Genomic DNA, 19,103 nt, shown 5'->3' on the forward strand with positions numbered 1-19,103 from the left:
CGCGGATTGCAAAGCACTCCGCACGCCCGAAACATCGAATATCGAATTTGTTACGGGATGATCCGCGTATAGCGCATCCCCTCAAGCGAGGCGCCTGCGATCAGGCCCGCTTGGCCATAGACCACGGCGATAACGGGATCGCTCAGGGTATTGCTATCAATCCCCAAAGAGCCGCCGCGTGTATTGATCGCATAGCGCACATCCGCGCCCACGGCCCATCCGTTCGAGGAGCGGAATTCAGACAGCGAGTCTTGCGTCATAAAGAACAAGGTATGGGCATATTGCTGCGCGCCGATCTGCAGGCCAAAGCTGCCCCCCACCGCCGAGTAGAAATCAACCGTTGCGCCATTGATCCTGAGTGCGCCACGCCCAAATGAGCCGCCAAGGCCAAGCCCGGCCTCGGTGATCAGGGGCATGACCAACATGCCTGCGGCATTGAAGGCCAACTCCTGCGTGCCGGGCACTTCGTCATACATGAAATCAACGGCGGCATCCACGCGTGCATCAATGCGCTGCGAGGCCCGCGAATTCACGCCATTGCCACAAGCTGCCACAAGCGGCAGGGCTGCCGCTCCTACTACGAAATTACGCCGCGAAAACTGGGTCATCTGCTCATACGCCTCAAAAATTTCAGGTCATGCCTCGGGGTTCTCGGGTCTTTTGCCCAAGATTTCCACGAGTTTAGGCCTTTTCCAGCGGATTGTCATGCCAAAAACCGACTTGGATGCGACTTCTTGCCGATCCGAGCGGTCCTAGCTTTCGCGCGGTATGCCATGAGCCGCGCGCAGGAGGGTAGGCCAAGGCAAAGCCTCTAGCGGTTGAGGATGCGCGCAACCTCGGGGGCGAAATAGGTCAGGACACCGTCACAGCCTGCGCGGCGGAAGGACATCAGGCTTTCCAGCATGACTTTTTCACCATCAATCCAGCCATTGGCAGCAGCCGCCTTGATCATCGCGAATTCGCCCGAGACCTGATAAGCAAAGGTCGGCGCGCCAAAGCGGTCTTTCACCGCGCGGCACAGATCGAGATAGGGCAGGCCCGGCTTGACCATGACCATATCGGCCCCTTCGCTGAGGTCACGTTCCACGCAGCGCAGCGCTTCTTCGCGATTGGCAGGGTCAATCTGATAGGTTTTCTTGTCGCCCTTCAACGCGCCCGAGGCCCCGACCGCATCGCGGAAGGGCCCATAAAAGGCCGAGGCGAATTTCGCGGCATAGGACATGATCGTCACATTCGTATGGTCCGCGCCCTCCAAGGCGGCCCGCATCGCGCCAATGCGGCCATCCATCATATCCGAGGGGCCAAGAATATCCGCCCCCGCTTCCGCCTGTGCCAGAGCCATTTTGACCAAGGCCTCAACGGTTTCGTCATTCACGATGATCCCGTCGCGCACGATCCCGTCATGGCCGTTGGAATTATAAGGGTCGAGCGCGATATCCGTCATGATTGCGATATCGGGCACAGCCTGTTTGATCGCGCGGATCGCACGGTTGGACAGATTGTCGGGGTTCCATGCCTCTTCACAGGTTTCGGTCTTTTTCGAGGCATCGGTATAGGGAAAGAGGCAGATCGCGGGGATGCCAAGATCTGCGGCCTCGCGCGCGGCCTCGACCACCTTATCGATCGACAAGCGGTTCACCCCTGGCATGGAGGAGACAGGCTCGACCACGGCCTCGCCATCGCGCACGAAGACAGGCCAGATCAGATCATTCACTGAGATTTCGGTCTCACGCACCAGATTGCGCAGGGCCTGTGTGGCGCGCGGGCGGCGAAATCGGGTCAGCGGATAGGGGGCCTGATTGGTGCTCATGGCGATGCTCTTTACCTTCGAAAAACTCTCTGGGTTACAGGCGTGGCAGATGAGAGATGATATCTCAAGGCTGGAAACCGCCCCAAAGCGCGAATAAGGTCTGCTTCAAAGACGATTTGAGCATAAATTTTGAGGCCTGGAGCGCATCACATTGAATTTTATAGACCTTGCCCGTGATGTCATCGACCTGCGGTCTTTCTCCAGCATCTGGTATTGGATCGCGCTGGCCGTCATGTGATCCACGCTGAGCAATTGGGTGATGGGGGTGCCATCCGATATGATCATGCGCGCGCGGCGGGGCGATGCGCAAAGCGAGGCGGATATCCGCGTCTTGGCCGAGATTTTCGTGAACCGCACCCTTGCCATCGTCGAGGCATCGGGCACCGTGATGGTGGGGGTGACGGGGTTTGTCCTCTCGGCGCTTGGATTGCTCGGATTTCTTTACGGGATCGAGCTGTGCCAAGCCCTGTTCCTGCTGATCCTGCCGATGAATTTAGTGGCTCTGATCTCGGCGGTTGTGGCGCGTAACCTGCGCACGGAGGGCTATGAGAACCTGACCGAGCGCCTGCGCTGGTTCCGCTTCAAAGTGCAAATGCTCGGGGCGGCTTTCATCTTGCTCACGGCGCTTTGGGGCATGTGGGTCAATGTGAATACCACCTATTTCTAAACCCCGCGGCCTGCACGCGGCGCTTTCGGCCCTTGACATGGGGGGCAGGGCCTATACCTCACGCCTCCATGTCCAACCCAGCCCATATCCTCGCAAGCGGTGCGCCTGAAGGCTTTGATGCCAGTTTGCTCCTTAAAGAGCTGGCCAAGGCAAAAGGCCCCGTTTTGCATATCGCGCGCGATGATAAACGCGCCGCCGCAATGGCCGAAGCGCTTGCGTTTTTCGACCCTTCGGTGCCCGTGCTCCGCTTTCCGGGCTGGGATTGTCTGCCTTTTGACCGCGTCTCGCCCAATGCCGAGATTTCAGCCGCGCGCATGGCTTGTCTGGCCGCACTTGCTGCAGGGTTTTTAGGGGAATTCGTGGTTCTGACCACGCTGAATGCGGCCACGCAATATGTGCCCCCGCGCGATTTGTTGCGCGCATCGGCCTTTGTGGCAAAGGTCGGCGGGCAGATCAGTGATACCCGCCTGCGCGAATTTCTGGTGCGCATGGGGTTTGTGCAAACCCCGACCGTGACCGAGCCCGGCGATTACGCGCTGCGCGGCGGTATCATTGATGTCTGGCCCCCGGGTGAAAGCGCGCCAATCCGGCTTGATCTGTTTGGCGATGTGCTGGATGGCGCGCGGCGGTTTGACCCGATGAGCCAGCGCACAACTGAAAAACTGGACCAGATTGAACTGGCCCCCGTCTCTGAGATTGTGCTGGATGAGGCCGCGATCACGCGGTTTCGGCAGAATTACCGTATCGAATTTGGCGCGGCAGGCACCGATGACCCGCTTTATGAGGCGGTCAGCGCGGGGCGCAAACATCAAGGCGTGGAGCATTGGCTGCCCTTCTTCCATGAGCGCCTCGAGACGATTTTTGACTATCTGCCGCAAGCCACGATCACACTTGATGATCAATCCACCCCGCAACGCATCGCGCGGTGGGAGTCGATCTCGGATCAATATGATACGCGCAAGACAGCGCTCAGCCAGAAGGGGCGGTTGGACAGCGTCTATAAACCCGTGCCGCCTGAATTGCTTTATATGACGGAAGCGGCTTGGGAAGGTGCTGTTTCAGGGCATCGCATGGTGCAATTCGCGCCGATCCCCGCCGCACTTGGTCCCAATGTGATTGATGCAGGCGGGCGTGTGGGGCGGAATTTCTCAGCGGAGCGCCAGCAGGAATCCCTCAATCTTTTCGGGGCATTGGCCGACCATATTAAAGCATGCCAATCTGATGGCGCGGTGGTGGTCGCCTCTTGGTCCGAGGGTGCGCGCGAGCGTCTTCAGGGCCTCTTGGAAGATCAGGACCTGCTTGGTGCGAAGCTGATCCGTGACGCGCGCGATATCGGCGCGGCGGGCAGCCTTAATCTTGCGGTTTGGCCCTTGGAGGAGGGCTTTACAGGCAATGGCTTGACGGTGATTTCCGAGCAGGATGTTCTGGGGGATCGTTTGACCCGCCAGCGCAAGAAGCCGCGCCGCTCTGGGAATTATTTGACCGAGGCGCAATCGCTCAGCGCGGGTGATCTGGTCGTGCATGTCGATCATGGCGTGGGCCGCTATATGGGCCTTGAGACGATCACGGCCGCAGGCGCGCCGCATGAATGCCTGCTTTTGGAATATGCAGGCGGTGACAGGCTGTTTTTACCTGTCGAGAATGTCGAATTGCTCAGCCGTTATGGCCATGATGAAGGGCTGCTCGACAAGCTTGGCGGGGGGGCGTGGCAGGCCAAAAAGGCCCGCCTCAAGGAACGTATCCGCCAGATCGCCGATAAACTCATCCGCATTGCCGCCGAACGGGAATTGCGCTCCGCCCCGATCATGGACCCGCCTGGCGATATGTGGGAGGCGTTTTGCGCCCGTTTCCCCTATGACGAGACCGATGACCAGCTCAGCGCCATTGCGGATGTGATGGCCGATCTGGAGCGGGGCCGCCCGATGGACCGTTTGGTCGTGGGCGATGTGGGTTTTGGCAAAACCGAAGTGGCGATGCGCGCGGCCTTTGTCGCGGCAGCCTCGGGGATGCAGGTGGCCGTGGTGGCCCCCACAACCTTGCTGGCGCGCCAGCACGCCAAAACCTTTTCCGACCGTTTCCGTGGTTTTCCGATCAATGTGCGCCAGCTTAGCCGTTTTGTCGGCACCAAGGCGGCCGCTGATACCAAAGCGGGCATGGCCGATGGCAGTGTTGATATCGTGATCGGCACCCATGCGCTTTTGGCCAAGGGAATACGCTTTAAAAACCTCGGGCTCTTGGTGATTGACGAGGAACAGCGCTTTGGCGTGGGCCATAAGGAACGGCTCAAGGAAATGCGCTCGGATGTGCATGTTCTCACGCTCTCGGCCACGCCGATCCCGCGCACCTTGCAGATGTCGCTCTCAGGGGTGCGTGACCTCAGCATGATCGGCACGCCGCCTGTCGACCGCCTCGCTATTCGGACCTATGTCAGCGAGTTTGACACCGTCACCATCCGCGAGGCGCTGCTGCGCGAGCATTATCGTGGCGGGCAGAGCTTTTATGTGGTGCCGCGTATCGAGGATTTGCCTCAGATCGAGGCATTCTTGCAAGAACAGGTGCCTGAGATCAGCTATATCACCGCGCATGGCCAGATGGCCGCAGGTGAGCTGGATGACCGGATGGTCGCCTTTTACGATGGCAAATATGATGTGCTTCTGGCCACGACTATCGTGGAATCGGGCATCGATATCCCCACGGCCAATACAATGGTCATCCACCGCGCCGATATGTTCGGGCTGGCGCAGCTTTACCAGATCAGGGGCCGCGTGGGCCGCGCGAAAACCCGCGCCTATGCCTATCTGACGACCAAACCCCGCCAGAAACTGACACCCGCCGCCGAAAAACGCCTGCGGGTTCTGGGCAGCCTCGACAGTTTGGGGGCGGGCTTTACCATCGCCTCGCAAGACCTCGATATTCGCGGCGCGGGCAATATCGTGGGCGAGGAGCAATCGGGCCATGTCCGAGAGGTGGGGTTTGAGCTCTATCAATCCATGCTGGAGGAGGCGATTGCCAAAATCCGCTCAGGCGAGGGCGAAGGCATTCTGGAGGATGACGGGCAATGGTCACCGCAGATCAATCTGGGCGTGCCTGTGCTGATCCCCGAGGCCTATGTGCCTGATCTGGACGTCCGCCTTGGCCTTTATCGCCGCCTGAGCCATCTGGAGAGCAAGGTTGATCTCGAAGGCTTCGCCGCCGAGTTGATCGACCGTTTCGGCAGCCTGCCCAAAGAGGTGAACACGCTGCTTTTGGTGGTGCGGATCAAGGCGATGTGCAAACGCGCCCATATCGCTAAGCTCGATGCAGGGCCCAAAGGGGCCACGGTGCAATTCCATATGGATAAATTCCCCAACCCCGCGGGTCTGGTGGCCTTCGTGCATGACCAGAAGGGGCTGGCCAAGGTCAAGGATAACAAGATCATCCTGCGCCGCGACTGGACCAAGGATGCCGATAAGATCAAAGGCGCCTTCGCCATCGCTCGCGATCTGGCGGTTAAGGTGAAGGGGTAGGGGCGCGCTGATACGCCGTTACGCCTGTCTGGACCCGAATAACTCCAATAGTGAGAGCCCTACCTCCCGTCAGCCGTGAATAGCTGCACAGCCCATGTGTGCGCACAGGCAATGTGCCCCGCTTTGAATTCGCGTAGACCCGCCTCAAACCTTATCAAAGCGAGAGCCACATGCTGACAAACACCGCCACCCGCTATGGCGCGGCCGCCCGATTTTTCCATTGGTCGATTGCCCTGCTGATCCTGATTGATATCGCGCTCGGGCTTTGGGGGAAATTCACGCCGCGCAATGCCGAGACGGTGGATTTCCTCCAGATGCTTTATTCCACCCATAAGACCATCGGCATGGCTGTGCTGGCCCTTGCAGTGCTGCGGGTGATCTGGGCCTTTCTTCAGCCGCGCCCAGTGGCGCTGCACCCTGAAAGACGGCTCGAGACCTTCGCTGCCGAAACCGCGCATTGGCTGCTTTATGCCGCGATCTTCATTCTGCCGCTTTCGGGCTGGGTGATGCATTCCGCTGAGGTGGGCTTTGCCCCCATCTGGTGGCCCTTTGGCCAAGACCTGCCTTTCATCCCCAAATCTGAGCAGATCGCGCATTGGGCCGCAAATCTGCATTGGTTGGCGGGGCTTGTGCTGGCCGCCACCATCGCGGCCCATATCAGCGGCGCGCTCAAACATGCTTGGTTTGACCATGATGCCACCTTGGCGCGGATGTGGCGCGGGGCTGATGCAGGGGATGCGGCGCAAAAATCTGGCAAACACGCAGCCCCCGCGATGGCCGCCTTGCTGGTCTGGGCGTTGGTGATCGGCAGCGCACTCACCGTCTTTGCCCCCACCCATGAGGAGGCGACGCTTGCACAAAGCGCCCCGCTTCCCGCCTCGGGCTGGGTGGTGGAGGAGGGCGATCTCTCCATCACCGTCACGCAATTGGGCGCGCCTGTGTCGGGGCGCTTCGACATATGGCAAGCGGGTATTGAATATGACCCCGCCACGGGCACAGGGCAGGTCGAGGTGGTGATCGATACAGGCTCGCTCAGCCTCGGCTCGGTCACCGATCAGGCCACGGGGCCTGAGTTTTTCGATGTCGCGCAATTTGCCCAAGCGGTCTTCGAGGCCGAGATCACACGCATCGAAGGGGCGGCCCATAGTGCCACGGGCAGTCTGACGCTGGTCGGGCAGGTGGTGCCTGTGACGCTGGCCTTTGACCTTGATATCCAGGACGGCAGCGCGACCATGTCAGGCAGCACCCAATTGGACCGCCGCGATTTCGGCATGGGGGCGGATTACCCCGATGAAAGCTCGGTTGGATTCTCGGTCGGGGTGGAGGTCAGCCTGACCGCGGCGCAAGCAGAATAACCCCTCCGTCCGCGCAAGAAAAAAGGCCGCAGGAGCGATCCCGCGGCCTTTATTTTGCGACATGCGTGGCGCTTATTCAGCAGGCACCATCGCTTCGATCGAGATATAGATTTCGACCTCGTCACCAACGAAGGGTGCAAATGCGCCCATATCGAAATCCGAACGCAGCAGCGTGGCGGTCGCGTCAAACCCGACCCATGGAAGGTTGGCCATCGGATGCTCGGCCATCTGGTTCATCACGGTGTCCAGCACGACAGGTTTTGTGATGCCATTGATCGTCAGATCGCCAGTGATCAGGCCTGTTGTGTCGCCAGTGACCTCAATTGAAGTTGAGGTGAAGGAGACCAGCGGGTTTGCCTCGGCGCTAAAGAAATCATCCGACAGCAGATGCGCTTCACGCTCGGGCCAGCCAGTGATCAGGCTGGAGGCAGGGAAGGAGACCGAGACGCTGGAAGCGGCGGGGTTTTCGGCATCCAATTCGATGCTGCCTTCAAAGCCCGAGAACATGCCCGTGGTGGTGGAAAAGCCCAAATGGTCATAGCTGAATACGATCTGGCTATGAGAGGAATCGAGCATATAGGTCACAGGCTCGGCATGGGCGGCCGACACAAATGCGGCACTCAAAACGGTCGAGAGAAGAAGATTTTTCATAACAAGCTCATTTTCTTTGCTGAGAAGGAGGTAGTGCATAGGCTCTGACCTGCGTGGTTTTGCCTTTGCACGCAATTCACCGCCGACCCACAGGGTCTGTGCGAAGATGCACATGATGCGCTGTGGCCATCTGTCCGCACTATTCCCTCTGGCTTTGTTAGCGCTAACGGTCTATATGGGCGACAGTGAGGAAATTCGGAGCTTGTCATGCCACTTGATGATCGTATCGCCAAAGTCACAAAGACCATCGAGGACCGCTCTCGCGACAGCCGCGCGCTCTATCTCGAACGGATGCGCCGCGCCGCCGAAGACGGTCCGCGCCGCGCGCATCTGTCTTGTGGCAACCAAGCCCATGCCTATGCCGCGATGGAGGGGGATAAACCCGCTCTGGTCGAGGCGCGCGCGTCTAATATCGGGATTGTGACCGCCTATAATGACATGCTTTCGGCGCATAAACCCTTCGCGAGTTATCCCGACCGCATCAAGGAGGCCGCCCGCCGCTCAGGCGCCACGGCGCAGGTCGCAGGCGGCGTGCCCGCCATGTGTGACGGGGTCACCCAAGGGCAGGTCGGCATGGAATTAAGCCTATTTTCCCGTGATGTCATCGCCTTGGCCGCAGGGGTTGCGCTGTCCCATAACACCTTCGATTCCGCGCTCTATCTGGGCGTGTGCGACAAGATCGTTCCGGGCCTGATTATCGCGGCGGCCACATTCGGCTATCTCCCAAGTATTTTCGTGCCTGCGGGCCCCATGCTCTCGGGCCTGCCCAATGACGAGAAAGCCAAAATCCGCCAGCAATTTGCCGCCGGAGAGATCGGTCGCGACAAGCTGATGGAGGCCGAGATGGCCTCCTATCACGGCATCGGCACCTGCACCTTTTATGGCACGGCCAATTCCAACCAGATGCTGATGGAATTCATGGGCCTGCATTTGCCCGGATCGAGCTTCGTCAATCCCGACACCCCTTTGCGCGATGCGCTGACCGATCTGGCCACGGAACGGGCCACTCAAATCACCGCGCTTGGCAATGATTTCCGCCCTGTCTGCGATATTCTCGATGAAAAGGCCTTTGTAAACGGGCTGGTCGGGCTGATGGCCACGGGTGGCTCGACCAATCTTGTGATCCATCTGGTCGCCATGGCGCGCGCCGCAGGCGTGATCCTCGAGCTGTCCGATTTCGCTGAAATTTCCGCAGCCACCCCGCTGATGGCACGGGTCTATCCCAATGGTCTGGCCGATGTGAACCATTTCCATGCGGCAGGTGGTTTGGGCTATATGATCGGCGAATTGCTCGATGCAGGCCTGATGCATGAAGATGCCAAAACCGTTCTGGGGGACGGGCTGTCGCTCTATACCAAAGAGCCGAAACTCAAAGATGGCGCGCTGGTTTATGAGGAGGGCACGCGCGAAAGCCTGAATGAAAAAATCCTGCGCCCCGTCAAAGATCCGTTCCAATCCTCTGGCGGCTTGGTGGAGCTGAAGGGCAATCTGGGCCAAGGCGTGATGAAAGCCTCCGCCGTCGCCCCCGAGCGTCACGTGGTTGAGGCACCCGCCCGCGTGTTCCACAGCCAAGATGACGTCAAGAAAGCCTTCCAGAACAACGAGTTCCAAGGCGACACTGTTGTTGTTGTGCGCTTCCAAGGCCCCAAGGCCAATGGCATGCCCGAATTGCACGCCTTGACCCCCGTTCTGGCTGTCCTGCAAGACCGTGGCTATAAGGTCGCGCTGGTCACAGATGGCCGCATGTCGGGCGCGTCAGGCAAAGTGCCATCCTGCATCCATGTCGCGCCCGAGGCGCTGGATGGCGGGTTGATCGCCAAGCTGCAAGATGGCGATCTCATCCGCGTAGATGCCGCCCAAGGCCAGCTTGAAGTTCTTACCGAAGGCGTCGCGGCCCGCAGCCCCGCCGCCCCCGATCTCAGTGCCAATAGCCATGGCATTGGCCGCGAATTATTCGAGGTGTTTCGCCAAAATGCAGGCCCCGCTTCCACAGGCGCAGGGGTGGTGGTCTGATCCCGTCTTCTCTATCCTGAAAATACTCCCGCCGGAGGCCTCCCAGCCTCATCCCGACGCAGCAACACCAAGGACGACGCAATGACCCCGCAACTGCAATCGGCAAAAGCCAAGGAAATCGCATCCCTCGCGCCCATCATCCCCGTTCTTGTGGTGGAAGACCCCTCCCAAGCTCAAGGTCTGGCGCAGGCGCTGGTCGCAGGCGGTTTGCCCGCGCTCGAGGTGACCCTTCGCACCGAGGCCGCCTTGGATGTGATCCGCGAGATGGCGCAAATCGAGGGCGGGTTTGTCGGCGCAGGCACCTTGCTCACCCCCGATGATGTGGCCCATGCCAAAGAGGCGGGCGCGGTTTTCGGTGTCGCGCCTGGGGCGACAGACAAGCTGCTGGATGCGGCCGAGGAAATCGGGCTGCCCCTTTTGCCAGGGGCTGCCACGGCCTCCGAGGTCATGCGCCTTTATGAGCGCGGCTTTGACATGCTGAAATTCTTCCCTGCCGAGGCCTCGGGCGGTGCGCCTGCGCTCAAGGCAATCGGTGCTCCGATCCCGCAGGTCAGCTTTTGCCCTACAGGCGGCATCTCCACCAAGAACGCGCAGGACTATCTCTCGCTGCCCAATGTGATGTGTTGTGGCGGGTCTTGGGTGGCCCCCAAAGCATTGGTCGAGGCGGGCGACTGGGAAGCCATCACCGAGATTGCGCGCGCTGCCGCCGCCTTGCCGCGCGACTGATCCACTACAGAAATGACATTCAGCAAACCGGCCGCTCTTGGCCGGTTTTCGCTTGTTTGCGCCCCGCTTTGGCAGGGATTTGCCCGTTTTCTCGGTGATTTGGCCCTGCAGGCCCGATCTCACACAGCCGTGAGCGCACCCGTCCGTCTGGCACGGATTAAAGCCGTTATCTCCGCCTCATACGCAATGAGACCCAAACAATCATGGAGATACAGTTATGCGTTTCACAACTCCTGCGGCTTTTGCCGCTTTTGTCACGATTGCAGCCCCCAGCTTTGCGGGCGGCCTGAATGACCCCGCGCCCGAGCCGATGGTTCTCGAGCAATCTGCCCCGATGCCCTATATGGGCGCCGATTGGGGCGGGGGCTATGTGGGTGCGCAATTGGGCTATGGTGATGTCTCGACCGATGGCGCGGCTGCGGTTGAGGGCGATGATGTCCTCTTTGGCATCCATGGCGGGTATCGTTGGGATTTCGGCACAACCGTGATCGGGGCCGAGGCGGGCTATAATGGAGGCGATATCGAATTGAGCGGCGGGGCAGGCAGCATCGATGATGTTTTACGCCTCAAGCTCAATGCGGGCTATGATCTGGGCCAGACGCTGATCTACGGCACGGTCGGTGCGGCGCAGGCCAGTGCCACGCTCAGCGGCGTCGAACGCGATGATATGGGCTATCTCTTCGGGGCAGGGCTTGCCTATGATCTGGGCAATCAATGGGAAGTCGGGGGCGAGGTTTTGCGCCATGAATTCGAGGATTTCGACAGCACAGGCATCAATGTCGATGTGAACACCCTCACAGCGCGCCTGTCCTACCGTTTCTAACCTTGGCCTGAGCACAGAGGACGGCCAGAGGCGTTGCCTCTGGCCGTTTTATTTTGCCAAAGCTTTCGCGAAATCTACAAGGCGGGCAAAGGCATCCTCGAAAGGCGCATCGGGCAAGGTCAGGGCCACGCGGATATGGCCTGCGGCGGCCTGCCCAAAGCTTTCCCCCGGCATCACGGCGATCTTTTCGGCCTCCAGCAGGGCATGGCCAAAGGCCTCGCCGCTCAGCCCCGTGGCACGGATATCCAGCATCAGATACATCGCGCCCTCGGGCGGGGTGGCGCGGATCGCGCTCTGCCCTTCAAGGCGCGCCAAGGCCAAATCGCGGCGGCGGCGGAAGGGGGCGGCAATCTCGGCCTCGAACTCGTCCCCGAGCGATAGGGCATAAAGCCCTGCCTCCTGAATATAGCCCGCAACCCCATAGGTGATATGGGTCGCCAGATTGGTCATATGGGCGATCATCTCCTCAGGCCCCACCACCCAGCCAATGCGCGAGCCTGTCATCGCATGGGATTTTGAGAGCGACCCAACGACCAAAACCCGCTCGGCCATATTGGGCAGCGCACGGATCGAGAGGTGCTGGCCCGACCAGATTTGCGTGTCATAAACCTCATCCGAGATCACCCAGAGGTCTTGCTTGGTTGCGATATTGGCGATCATCTCCAATGTGGCGTGTGAATAGACAGCGCCTGTCGGGTTATTGGGGCTGTTGATCAAAAGCGAAGAGGCGCGCGAGGCCACAGCCTCAAGGGCTGCGGCTTTGGGTTGGAACCCGTCCTCAGGCCGCGCAATCACGGGGACGGGCAGGGCACCCACGCCTCGGATCACACCGGGATAGGTGGCATAATAGGGATCGATAAACAGCGCGCGCGCGCCCTCATCGCAGGTGGCGTGATGGGCGGCAAAAAGCCCCGCTTGCCCGCCTGCCGTGATCAGTACATTCGCCTTTGTGGTCGCAACCCCCGTTTGGCGGCTCACCCGCTGTGCGACGGCCTCGCGTAAACTTTCCATCCCAGGCACACTGGCATAGCCCGTATGGCCCGCCTTTGCCGCGCGGTGCATCTCGTCCAAGATACGTGGGTCGGTGCGGATATCATGCTCGCCAATGGTCAGCTCCAGCACGGGCTCGCCTGCGGCAATCATCGCGCGGGCCTTATAGAACAGGCCCCAGCCGTCATCACCGCCGCCTGTGATATTTGCAATCCGCTGTGAGGCCCGCATCAAAGCCGCTCCTTATTCTGAAATCTGGGTGCTGCTATCTTGCAGGCAGCTAGGCGGCAAAGCGGGGCAATGGCAAGCCATGCTTGATTTTTCACAGCCGCTCGCTTAGGCCAGAGCCATGACACGGATGACACATATTCCTACCGAGATTTGTATTCGCCCCTGACCCAAGCGGCGGGCTGTCATTCGCGTGTTTTCAACAAAACCCGAAACTGCTAGGCCCTCCCCGCGAGGAGTTGAGACGCAAGCTGCGCTTTGGCGCATGAAGAAAGAGGCATGGCCATGACGCAGATCAGGCTCAGAAATTCGATGACCCGAAAGGTGGAGCCTTTCGAGCCGATCGACCGCGAGAATATCCGCCTCTATCTCTGCGGCCCCACGGTCTATGACCGTGCGCATCTGGGCAATGCGCGGCCCTCGATCATGTTTGATGTGCTGTTTCGCCTTCTGAGCCATGAATTTGGCGCGGATCACGTGACCTATGTGCGCAATTTCACCGATATTGATGACAAGATTAACGCGCGCTCGGCCGCCTCTGGCCGCAGCATTGGCGAGATCACGGATGAAACCATCGGCTGGTATCACGAGGATATGGATGCGCTTGGCATTTTGCGCCCGACCCATGAGCCGCGCGCCACGCAATATATCAGCCAGATGATCGAGATGATCGAAGGCTTGATCGCAAGTGGGCATGCCTATGCTGCCGAAGGCCATGCGCTATTCGCGGTCGATAGCTATTCTGACTATGGCAAACTGTCAGGCCGCTCGGTTGATGATATGATCGCAGGCGCACGGGTCGAGGTGGCCCCCTATAAGCGCAATCCGATGGATTTCGTGCTGTGGAAACCCTCGGATGCCGATCAACCCGGATGGGAGAGCCCTTGGGGCTATGGTCGGCCCGGATGGCATATCGAATGCTCGGCCATGGCGCATGACCTTTTGGGCGCGCATTTCGACATTCATGGCGGCGGCAATGATCTGATGTTCCCGCATCATGAAAACGAGATCGCCCAAAGCTGCTGCGCGCATAAGGGCGCGGGCTTTGCCAATATCTGGCTGCACAACGAGATGCTGCAGGTCGAGGGTAAGAAAATGTCCAAATCTTTGGGCAATTTCTTCACCGTGCGCGATTTGCTGGACCAAGGTGTGGCGGGCGAGGTGATCCGCTTTGTGATGCTGTCGACGCATTATTCCAAGCCGATGGATTGGACGGCGCAAAAGGCCGAAGAGGCTACGAAGGTTTTGCGCAAATGGGCGGGCATTGTGCAGGGCGTGAGAGCGGGTGCAATGCCTGTCGAGGTTCTCACCGAACTTGGCAATGATCTCAACAGTGCAGGCGTGATCGCTGAATTGCACAAGCTGGCCCGCGCAGGGGATGCAGGCGGGCTGCGTGCGGGGCTTGATCTTTTGGGTTTTGGCAATCTGGCGGAACTTGCCCAAATGCCCGAAACAGGCTTCTCGGATGCGGCGGGGTTTGAGGCCAAACTTCTTGCGCTGCGCGCTGAGGCCATGGAGAGCAAGGATTTCTCGCAGCTGGATGCGCTGAAATCGGCCTTGACCGAGGCAGGGCTGGAGGTTCGCATGTCCAAAGCGGGAGTAGAGCTGGTTCCGACACCCGCTTTCAATCCTTCAAAGCTGGAGGGTTTGCTGTGAGCACATACCATGCCCAAAGGGCTAGCGCCTGCCCGTGGGGTGGCGCAGCAACAGGTGAGCAGGGTGCTTTATGCCTGCCAAGCCCCTCTCTCATCACTGCTAAAGAACAAGCCCAACCAAAGCGCCAGCCCGTGGGGGCGGGCAGTCGCTGGCCCGGCACCTTCGGTGCTGTTCGGGCTGTTACCATGACCCGAAGGGGCCGCCCATGACCCGCGAACGTCTCTATCTCTATGACACCACCTTGCGCGACGGGCAGCAGACCCAAGGCGTGCAATTCTCCACGCCTGAGAAACTGCGCATTGCCGAAGCGCTGGACATGCTCGGGCTTGATTACATCGAAGGCGGCTGGCCCGGCGCGAACCCGACCGATAGCGGCTTTTTCGATGCCGCCCCCAAGACCCGCGCCACCATGACCGCCTTTGGCATGACCAAACGGGCAGGGCGCTCGGCTGAAAATGATGATGTTCTGGCGGCCGTGATGAATGCAGGCACGCCTGCCGTTTGCCTTGTGGGCAAAGCTCATGATTTCCACGTGACCGAGGCTTTGGGCATCACGCTGGAGGAAAACACCGAGAATATCCGCGCCTCGGTCGCCCATATGGTGGCGCAAGGGCGCGAGGCCTTGTTTGATGCCGAGCATTTCTTTGACGGCTATAAAGCCAATCCTGAATATGCCCTGCAAGCCTTGCGCGCGGCCTATGATGCAGGCGCGCGGTGGGTGGTGCTGTGTGACACCAATGGCGGCACTTTACCTGCCGAGATCAAGCGCATCACCGCCGAGGTGATCGCCGCAGGCATCGATGGCGCACGGCTTGGTATCCATACCCATAATGATACCGAAACGGCGGTTGCTGGTGCCTTGGCTGCGGTGGAGGCGGGCGCGCGCCAGATACAGGGCACGCTGAACGGTTTGGGCGAGCGTTGCGGCAATGCAAACCTCACCACCCTGATCCCGACGCTTTTGCTGAAGGAGCCTTATGCCAGCCGTTTCGAGATTGGCGTGAGCCTTGAGGCTTTATCGGGGCTCACGCGCGCCTCGCGGTTGCTGGATGATGTGCTCAACCGCGTGCCGATGCGGCAAGCGCCTTTCGTTGGGGCCTCGGCCTTTGCGCATAAGGCGGGGCTGCATGCCTCGGCGATTGCGAAAAATCCCACGACCTATGAACATATCGACCCCGCGATTGTCGGCAATGCGCGGATCATCCCGATGTCCAATCAGGCGGGGCAGTCGAACCTGCGCAAACGTCTGGCCGATGCAGGGATCGAGGTTGCCAAGGATCACCCCGCACTGGCAGGCATCTTGGACGAGATCAAACTGCGCGAGGCGCAGGGCTATTCCTATGACACCGCACAGGCCAGTTTCGAGTTGCTGGCGCGCCGCGCCTTGGGCCAATTGCCGAAATTTTTCGAGGTGAAGCGCTACAAGGTCACGATCGAGCGGCGCAAGAATAAATATGACAAGATGGTCAGCCTCTCGGAGGCGATGGTCGTGGTCAAGATCGGCGATGAAAAGATGCTCTCGGTCTCCGAAAGCCTTGATGAGCAAGGCTCGGATCGGGGGCCTGTCAATGCGCTCTCCAAGGCGTTGGCCAAGGATCTGGGGCCGTATCAAAGCTATATTGATGATATCCGTCTGGTCGATTTCAAAGTGCGCATCACCCAAGGCGGCACCGAGGCCGTGACGCGGGTCATCATCGACAGCGAAGATGGCGCAGGGCGGCGTTGGTCCACGGTCGGGGTTTCGGCCAATATCGTGGATGCAAGCTTTGAGGCTTTGCTGGATGCGGTGATTTGGAAACTGGTCCGCGATGGGGCGCCTGCCTCATGATGGAAGAGTTTTTTACCATCCATGCGGGTTTGCCGCGCCAAGGTCCGGGCGAGACGTCGGATGTGGCTTGGGCGGCGGAACAGGCGGGCGTCAACCCAGATGCCGCGATCTGTGATGCAGGCAGTGGTCCAGGCGGGGATGTGGGCGCTTTGCTGCGCGCCGCCCCTTTGGGCCATGTCACAGCCATTGATATGCATGCGCCCTTTATCGAGGAGGCCAAGACGCGTTTCGGTGAAAACCCGCGTGTGACCCTGATTGCAGGTGATATGGCCGAGATTTCAGGGCCGTTTGATTTCATCTGGTCGGCAGGTGCGGCTTATTTCCTTGGTGTGGAAGGGGCGTTGACGCTGTGGCGCAAGGCATTGGCGGCGGGCGGGGCAGTGGCCTTTTCCGAGCCCTGTTTGTTCACCGATACCCCCTCTGAGGGCGCAATCGCGATGTGGGATGGCTATCCGCGTTTGACGAATGCGGCGGGCATTGCCGAACAGGTGGCAGCCGCAGGTTTCGAGACCATCGCGACCAAGCCCGTCTCCGATATCGGGTGGGAAAGCTATTACCGCCCGATTGAAGCGCGGGTGGCGGAATTGCGCATCGGCGCTGATGCCGCCATGACGCAGGCGCTGGATGCCGAGGAACGCGAGATTGCACTGTGGCGCGCGCATCGGGCGGAAACGGGGTATCTTCTGTCTGTGGTGCGCCCGCTATGAGCGTGCAAGCCTGCGCCGATCTGGTGGAACGCGGCGATCCTGATCGCTTTCTGGCGGCCATGGCCGCACCGCCGTCGGCCCGCTCGATGCTGTTTCCGATTTATGCGTTCAATCTGGAAGTCAGCCGCGCCCCTTGGGTCACCCAAGAGGCGATGATCGCTGAGATGCGCCTGCAATTCTGGCGCGATGTGGCCGAAGAAATCGGGCTTGGCAAAGCGCCCCGCGCCCATGAGGTGGCAGCCCCTCTGGCGCAATGCATCGCCCCTGAGGATGCGCCGCTTCTTGATGCAATCGCCGAGGTCAGGCGGTGGGATATCTATAAGGATGCTTTTGAGGATCAGGCCCATTTTGATGCCTATCTTGAGGCCAGTTCCGGCAATGTGATGGTGTTGGCCGCCAAGAGCTTGGCAGGCAGTGCACTCACGCCCGAAGCCGAGCCCGTGCTGCGCGGCTTTGCCTTTGCGGCAGGGCTTGCGAATTTTCTGCGCGCGATCCGCGATCTTGAAGAACGGGGCCGTGTGCCCTTGCTGGATGGCACGCCTGAGGCGGTTCAGGATCTGGCCCGTCGCGGATTGGCGCGCTTGGCGCAAGCCCGCGCCAAACGCGGGCTGATCCCGCCACAAGCGCGCGCAGCGCTCTATGCGGCTTGGCAGGCGGAGGCGATCCTCAAACAAGTGGTGGAGAACCCGCTAAGGGTGGCCGAGGGCAGCCTTGGCACCAGCGAATTTGCCCGCCGCGCGCGGCTGCTCTGGGTCAGTGCCACAGGTCGGGTCTAAGAATTCGGGTCTAGAGGGGCGGGTTTAGGCGGCCAGCTGATCCTTGGGGCGCATGGCCAGCCAGATCAGTGAGCCACCTGCCAAAGCAAGGAAGGGCAGCATCGCGATATTCACCGCTGTCCAGCCTGCAACAACATCGGCGCCCATGCTCATCAACACACCTGAGGAGAGCGAGGCCACGGTCACGCAGCCGAAGACCAAGAAATCATTCATCCCCTGAACGCGTCCGCGTTCCTCGGGACTATGGGCCGAGGCAAGCATTGTGGTGGCCCCGATAAAGCCGAAATTCCAGCCAAGCCCAAGCAGGATCAGCGCGCCGAAGAATTGGTATAGCTCCACCCCTGTCAGCGCCACGACCCCTGCAAGCGCCAGCAGCACCAGCCCTGTTGCCACGATTTTGATCGTGCCGAAACGGTTGATCAGATGGCCTGTGAAAAAGGAGGGCGCAAACATGGCAATCACATGGGCCAAGACCACATCAGCGGCATTGCCCGTTGAAAACCCGCATCCCACAACCGCAAGCGGGGTTGAGGTCATCATCAGGTTCATCAAAGCGTAAGAGACCATCGCGCAGATGATGGCCACCAGAATTTTCGGATCACGCAATAACTCGGCGCGCGAGCGTCCCGTGGGCGCGCCTTCTTTGGGCGCTTCGGGTTTGGGCAGATCCAGCGCTGCAAATAGCAGCGTTCCCAGCAGATTAACCGCGACAATCGCGATATAGCTGCCAAGGAAGGGGATCACCATCGCATCATCGGTGGCCTTGACCAATTGCGGGCCGATCAGCCCCGAGATCAGACCGCCCGCCATCACATAAGAGATCGCCTTGGGGCGATAGGCGGGAGAGGCAGTATCCGTGGCGGCAAAGCGGTAGAACCCTTGGGCCGACATATAGATGCCCGTGAGATAGGAGCCTGCGAGGAACAGGTAGAAATCGGAGTAGTAAAGCCCGATGGCCGCAATCGCCGCGCCCAACGCGCCCGCGAGAGAGCCTGTGACAAACCCCGCCACACGCCCATAGCGCTGCATCATGGCCGAGAGCCAAGGTGCTGTCGTCATGGAGCCGAAGACGATCAGCGAGATCGGCAGCGTGGCCAGTGCGGGCGAGGGGGCAATCATCAGACCCGCCAGACCGCCGACTATAAAGGTCATGGGCATTTGCGCACCAAGCAAGGCCTGCGCCATCACCAGCACCCAAACATTGCGTTTGGCGCGGCGGTCAATGTCATGCGCGATAGGATCAGCCGTGGTCGTCATGGGCCAAGCGGTATAATGGATGACGAGAGCCGTCCAGAGGAACGTGACGGCGAATTCGCGGGGCAAAGGGGGCGCTGCCCCTCGGCGGGCAGGCCCGCCTCACCCCGAAG

15 protein-coding genes are annotated in these 19,103 nt (G+C 60.1%); 10 read left to right on the forward strand and 5 right to left on the reverse strand.

From position 1 onward, the window contains the following. Positions 1-50: 50 nt before the first annotated feature. Both ACTYEO_RS08265 and hemB read right to left on the reverse strand, forming a co-directional pair. Positions 51-608: a lipid-binding SYLF domain-containing protein gene (locus ACTYEO_RS08265; protein WP_449323252.1), complete on the reverse strand. Its 558-nt coding sequence runs from the start codon at positions 606-608 to the stop codon at positions 51-53. Positions 609-811: 203 nt separating this feature from the next. Then, positions 812-1,810, reverse strand: a complete 999-nt coding sequence (gene hemB, locus ACTYEO_RS08270) for a porphobilinogen synthase (protein ID WP_449323253.1) — start codon at positions 1,808-1,810, stop codon at positions 812-814. Positions 1,811-2,069: 259 nt separating this feature from the next. On the opposite strand from hemB, the gene ACTYEO_RS08275 reads away from it, so the two are divergent. The 3 genes from ACTYEO_RS08275 (at position 2,070) to ACTYEO_RS08285 (ending at position 7,338) form a co-directional block, all read left to right on the forward strand. Further along, entirely contained in the window at positions 2,070-2,477 is a 408-nt protein-coding gene (locus tag ACTYEO_RS08275) for a component of SufBCD complex (RefSeq protein WP_449323254.1), read from the forward strand. A gap of 68 nt (positions 2,478-2,545) precedes the next feature. After that, on the forward strand, positions 2,546-5,983 hold the full coding sequence (gene mfd, locus ACTYEO_RS08280) for a transcription-repair coupling factor (protein ID WP_449323255.1): 3,438 nt from the start codon (positions 2,546-2,548) through the stop codon (positions 5,981-5,983). Between the two features lie 170 nt (positions 5,984-6,153). Further along, complete coding sequence (locus ACTYEO_RS08285; RefSeq protein ID WP_449323256.1) at positions 6,154-7,338, forward strand: cytochrome b/b6 domain-containing protein; 1,185 nt, start codon at positions 6,154-6,156, stop codon at positions 7,336-7,338. 72 nt (positions 7,339-7,410) lie between these two features. On the opposite strand, the gene ACTYEO_RS08290 is transcribed toward ACTYEO_RS08285, so the two are convergent. Then, positions 7,411-7,989, reverse strand: coding sequence for a YceI family protein (locus tag ACTYEO_RS08290; RefSeq protein WP_449323257.1), 579 nt, complete (start codon positions 7,987-7,989; stop codon positions 7,411-7,413). Positions 7,990-8,196: 207 nt separating this feature from the next. Between ACTYEO_RS08290 and edd the strand changes: the two genes are divergently transcribed. From edd to ACTYEO_RS08305, 3 genes are all read left to right on the forward strand, one after another. After that, the gene (edd, locus tag ACTYEO_RS08295) at positions 8,197-10,002 is read left to right on the forward strand and encodes a phosphogluconate dehydratase (protein WP_449323258.1); all 1,806 of its coding nucleotides are present in this window, start codon (positions 8,197-8,199) and stop codon (positions 10,000-10,002) included. A gap of 81 nt (positions 10,003-10,083) precedes the next feature. Further along, positions 10,084-10,728, forward strand: coding sequence for a bifunctional 4-hydroxy-2-oxoglutarate aldolase/2-dehydro-3-deoxy-phosphogluconate aldolase (gene eda / locus ACTYEO_RS08300; protein ID WP_449323259.1), 645 nt, complete (start codon positions 10,084-10,086; stop codon positions 10,726-10,728). A 217-nt stretch (positions 10,729-10,945) separates the two neighbouring features. Then, the gene (locus ACTYEO_RS08305) at positions 10,946-11,551 is read left to right on the forward strand and encodes an outer membrane protein (protein WP_449323260.1); all 606 of its coding nucleotides are present in this window, start codon (positions 10,946-10,948) and stop codon (positions 11,549-11,551) included. Positions 11,552-11,599: 48 nt separating this feature from the next. Here the strand turns inward: ACTYEO_RS08305 and ACTYEO_RS08310 are convergent, their stop codons facing one another. Further along, positions 11,600-12,772, reverse strand: a complete 1,173-nt coding sequence (locus tag ACTYEO_RS08310; RefSeq protein ID WP_449323261.1) for a pyridoxal phosphate-dependent aminotransferase — start codon at positions 12,770-12,772, stop codon at positions 11,600-11,602. 282 nt (positions 12,773-13,054) lie between these two features. On the opposite strand from ACTYEO_RS08310, the gene cysS reads away from it, so the two are divergent. The 4 genes from cysS to ACTYEO_RS08330 all read left to right on the forward strand — a co-directional run bounded on the left by cysS (position 13,055) and on the right by ACTYEO_RS08330 (position 17,736). Then, positions 13,055-14,425: a cysteine--tRNA ligase gene (gene cysS, locus ACTYEO_RS08315; RefSeq protein ID WP_449323262.1), complete on the forward strand. Its 1,371-nt coding sequence runs from the start codon at positions 13,055-13,057 to the stop codon at positions 14,423-14,425. A 205-nt stretch (positions 14,426-14,630) separates the two neighbouring features. Then, complete coding sequence (gene cimA / locus ACTYEO_RS08320; RefSeq protein WP_449323263.1) at positions 14,631-16,253, forward strand: citramalate synthase; 1,623 nt, start codon at positions 14,631-14,633, stop codon at positions 16,251-16,253. After that, complete coding sequence (locus ACTYEO_RS08325) at positions 16,250-16,960, forward strand: class I SAM-dependent methyltransferase (RefSeq protein WP_449323264.1); 711 nt, start codon at positions 16,250-16,252, stop codon at positions 16,958-16,960. Before cimA ends, ACTYEO_RS08325 begins: the two co-directional genes overlap by 4 nt. Next, a complete protein-coding gene (locus ACTYEO_RS08330) occupies positions 16,957-17,736 on the forward strand; it encodes a phytoene/squalene synthase family protein (protein WP_449323265.1) in 780 nt (259 codons plus the stop codon). Before ACTYEO_RS08325 ends, ACTYEO_RS08330 begins: the two co-directional genes overlap by 4 nt. Positions 17,737-17,760: 24 nt before the next feature. Here the strand turns inward: ACTYEO_RS08330 and ACTYEO_RS08335 are convergent, their stop codons facing one another. After that, a complete protein-coding gene (locus tag ACTYEO_RS08335) occupies positions 17,761-18,993 on the reverse strand; it encodes an MFS transporter (RefSeq protein WP_449323266.1) in 1,233 nt (410 codons plus the stop codon). Positions 18,994-19,103 lie beyond the last annotated feature (110 nt).

Source organism: Rhodophyticola sp. SM2404 (genome assembly GCF_053570515.1).

Bases quoted from the DNA above. Each gene is read 5' to 3' on its own strand.
- ACTYEO_RS08330 (WP_449323265.1), top strand. From the start codon at position 16,957: ATGAGCGTGCAAGCCTGCGCCGATCTGGTGGAACGCGGCGATCCTGAT.
- mfd (WP_449323255.1), top strand. From the start codon at position 2,546: ATGTCCAACCCAGCCCATATCCTCGCAAGCGGTGCGCCTGAAGGCTTT.
- ACTYEO_RS08285 (WP_449323256.1), top strand. From the start codon at position 6,154: ATGCTGACAAACACCGCCACCCGCTATGGCGCGGCCGCCCGATTTTTC.
- cimA (WP_449323263.1), top strand. From the start codon at position 14,631: ATGACCCGCGAACGTCTCTATCTCTATGACACCACCTTGCGCGACGGG.
- ACTYEO_RS08305 (WP_449323260.1), top strand. From the start codon at position 10,946: ATGCGTTTCACAACTCCTGCGGCTTTTGCCGCTTTTGTCACGATTGCA.
- ACTYEO_RS08265 (WP_449323252.1), bottom strand. From the start codon at position 608: ATGACCCAGTTTTCGCGGCGTAATTTCGTAGTAGGAGCGGCAGCCCTG.
- ACTYEO_RS08335 (WP_449323266.1), bottom strand. From the start codon at position 18,993: ATGACGACCACGGCTGATCCTATCGCGCATGACATTGACCGCCGCGCC.
- eda (WP_449323259.1), top strand. From the start codon at position 10,084: ATGACCCCGCAACTGCAATCGGCAAAAGCCAAGGAAATCGCATCCCTC.
- hemB (WP_449323253.1), bottom strand. From the start codon at position 1,810: ATGAGCACCAATCAGGCCCCCTATCCGCTGACCCGATTTCGCCGCCCG.
- ACTYEO_RS08275 (WP_449323254.1), top strand. From the start codon at position 2,070: ATGGGGGTGCCATCCGATATGATCATGCGCGCGCGGCGGGGCGATGCG.
- edd (WP_449323258.1), top strand. From the start codon at position 8,197: ATGCCACTTGATGATCGTATCGCCAAAGTCACAAAGACCATCGAGGAC.
- ACTYEO_RS08310 (WP_449323261.1), bottom strand. From the start codon at position 12,772: ATGCGGGCCTCACAGCGGATTGCAAATATCACAGGCGGCGGTGATGAC.
- ACTYEO_RS08290 (WP_449323257.1), bottom strand. From the start codon at position 7,989: ATGAAAAATCTTCTTCTCTCGACCGTTTTGAGTGCCGCATTTGTGTCG.
- ACTYEO_RS08325 (WP_449323264.1), top strand. From the start codon at position 16,250: ATGATGGAAGAGTTTTTTACCATCCATGCGGGTTTGCCGCGCCAAGGT.
- cysS (WP_449323262.1), top strand. From the start codon at position 13,055: ATGACGCAGATCAGGCTCAGAAATTCGATGACCCGAAAGGTGGAGCCT.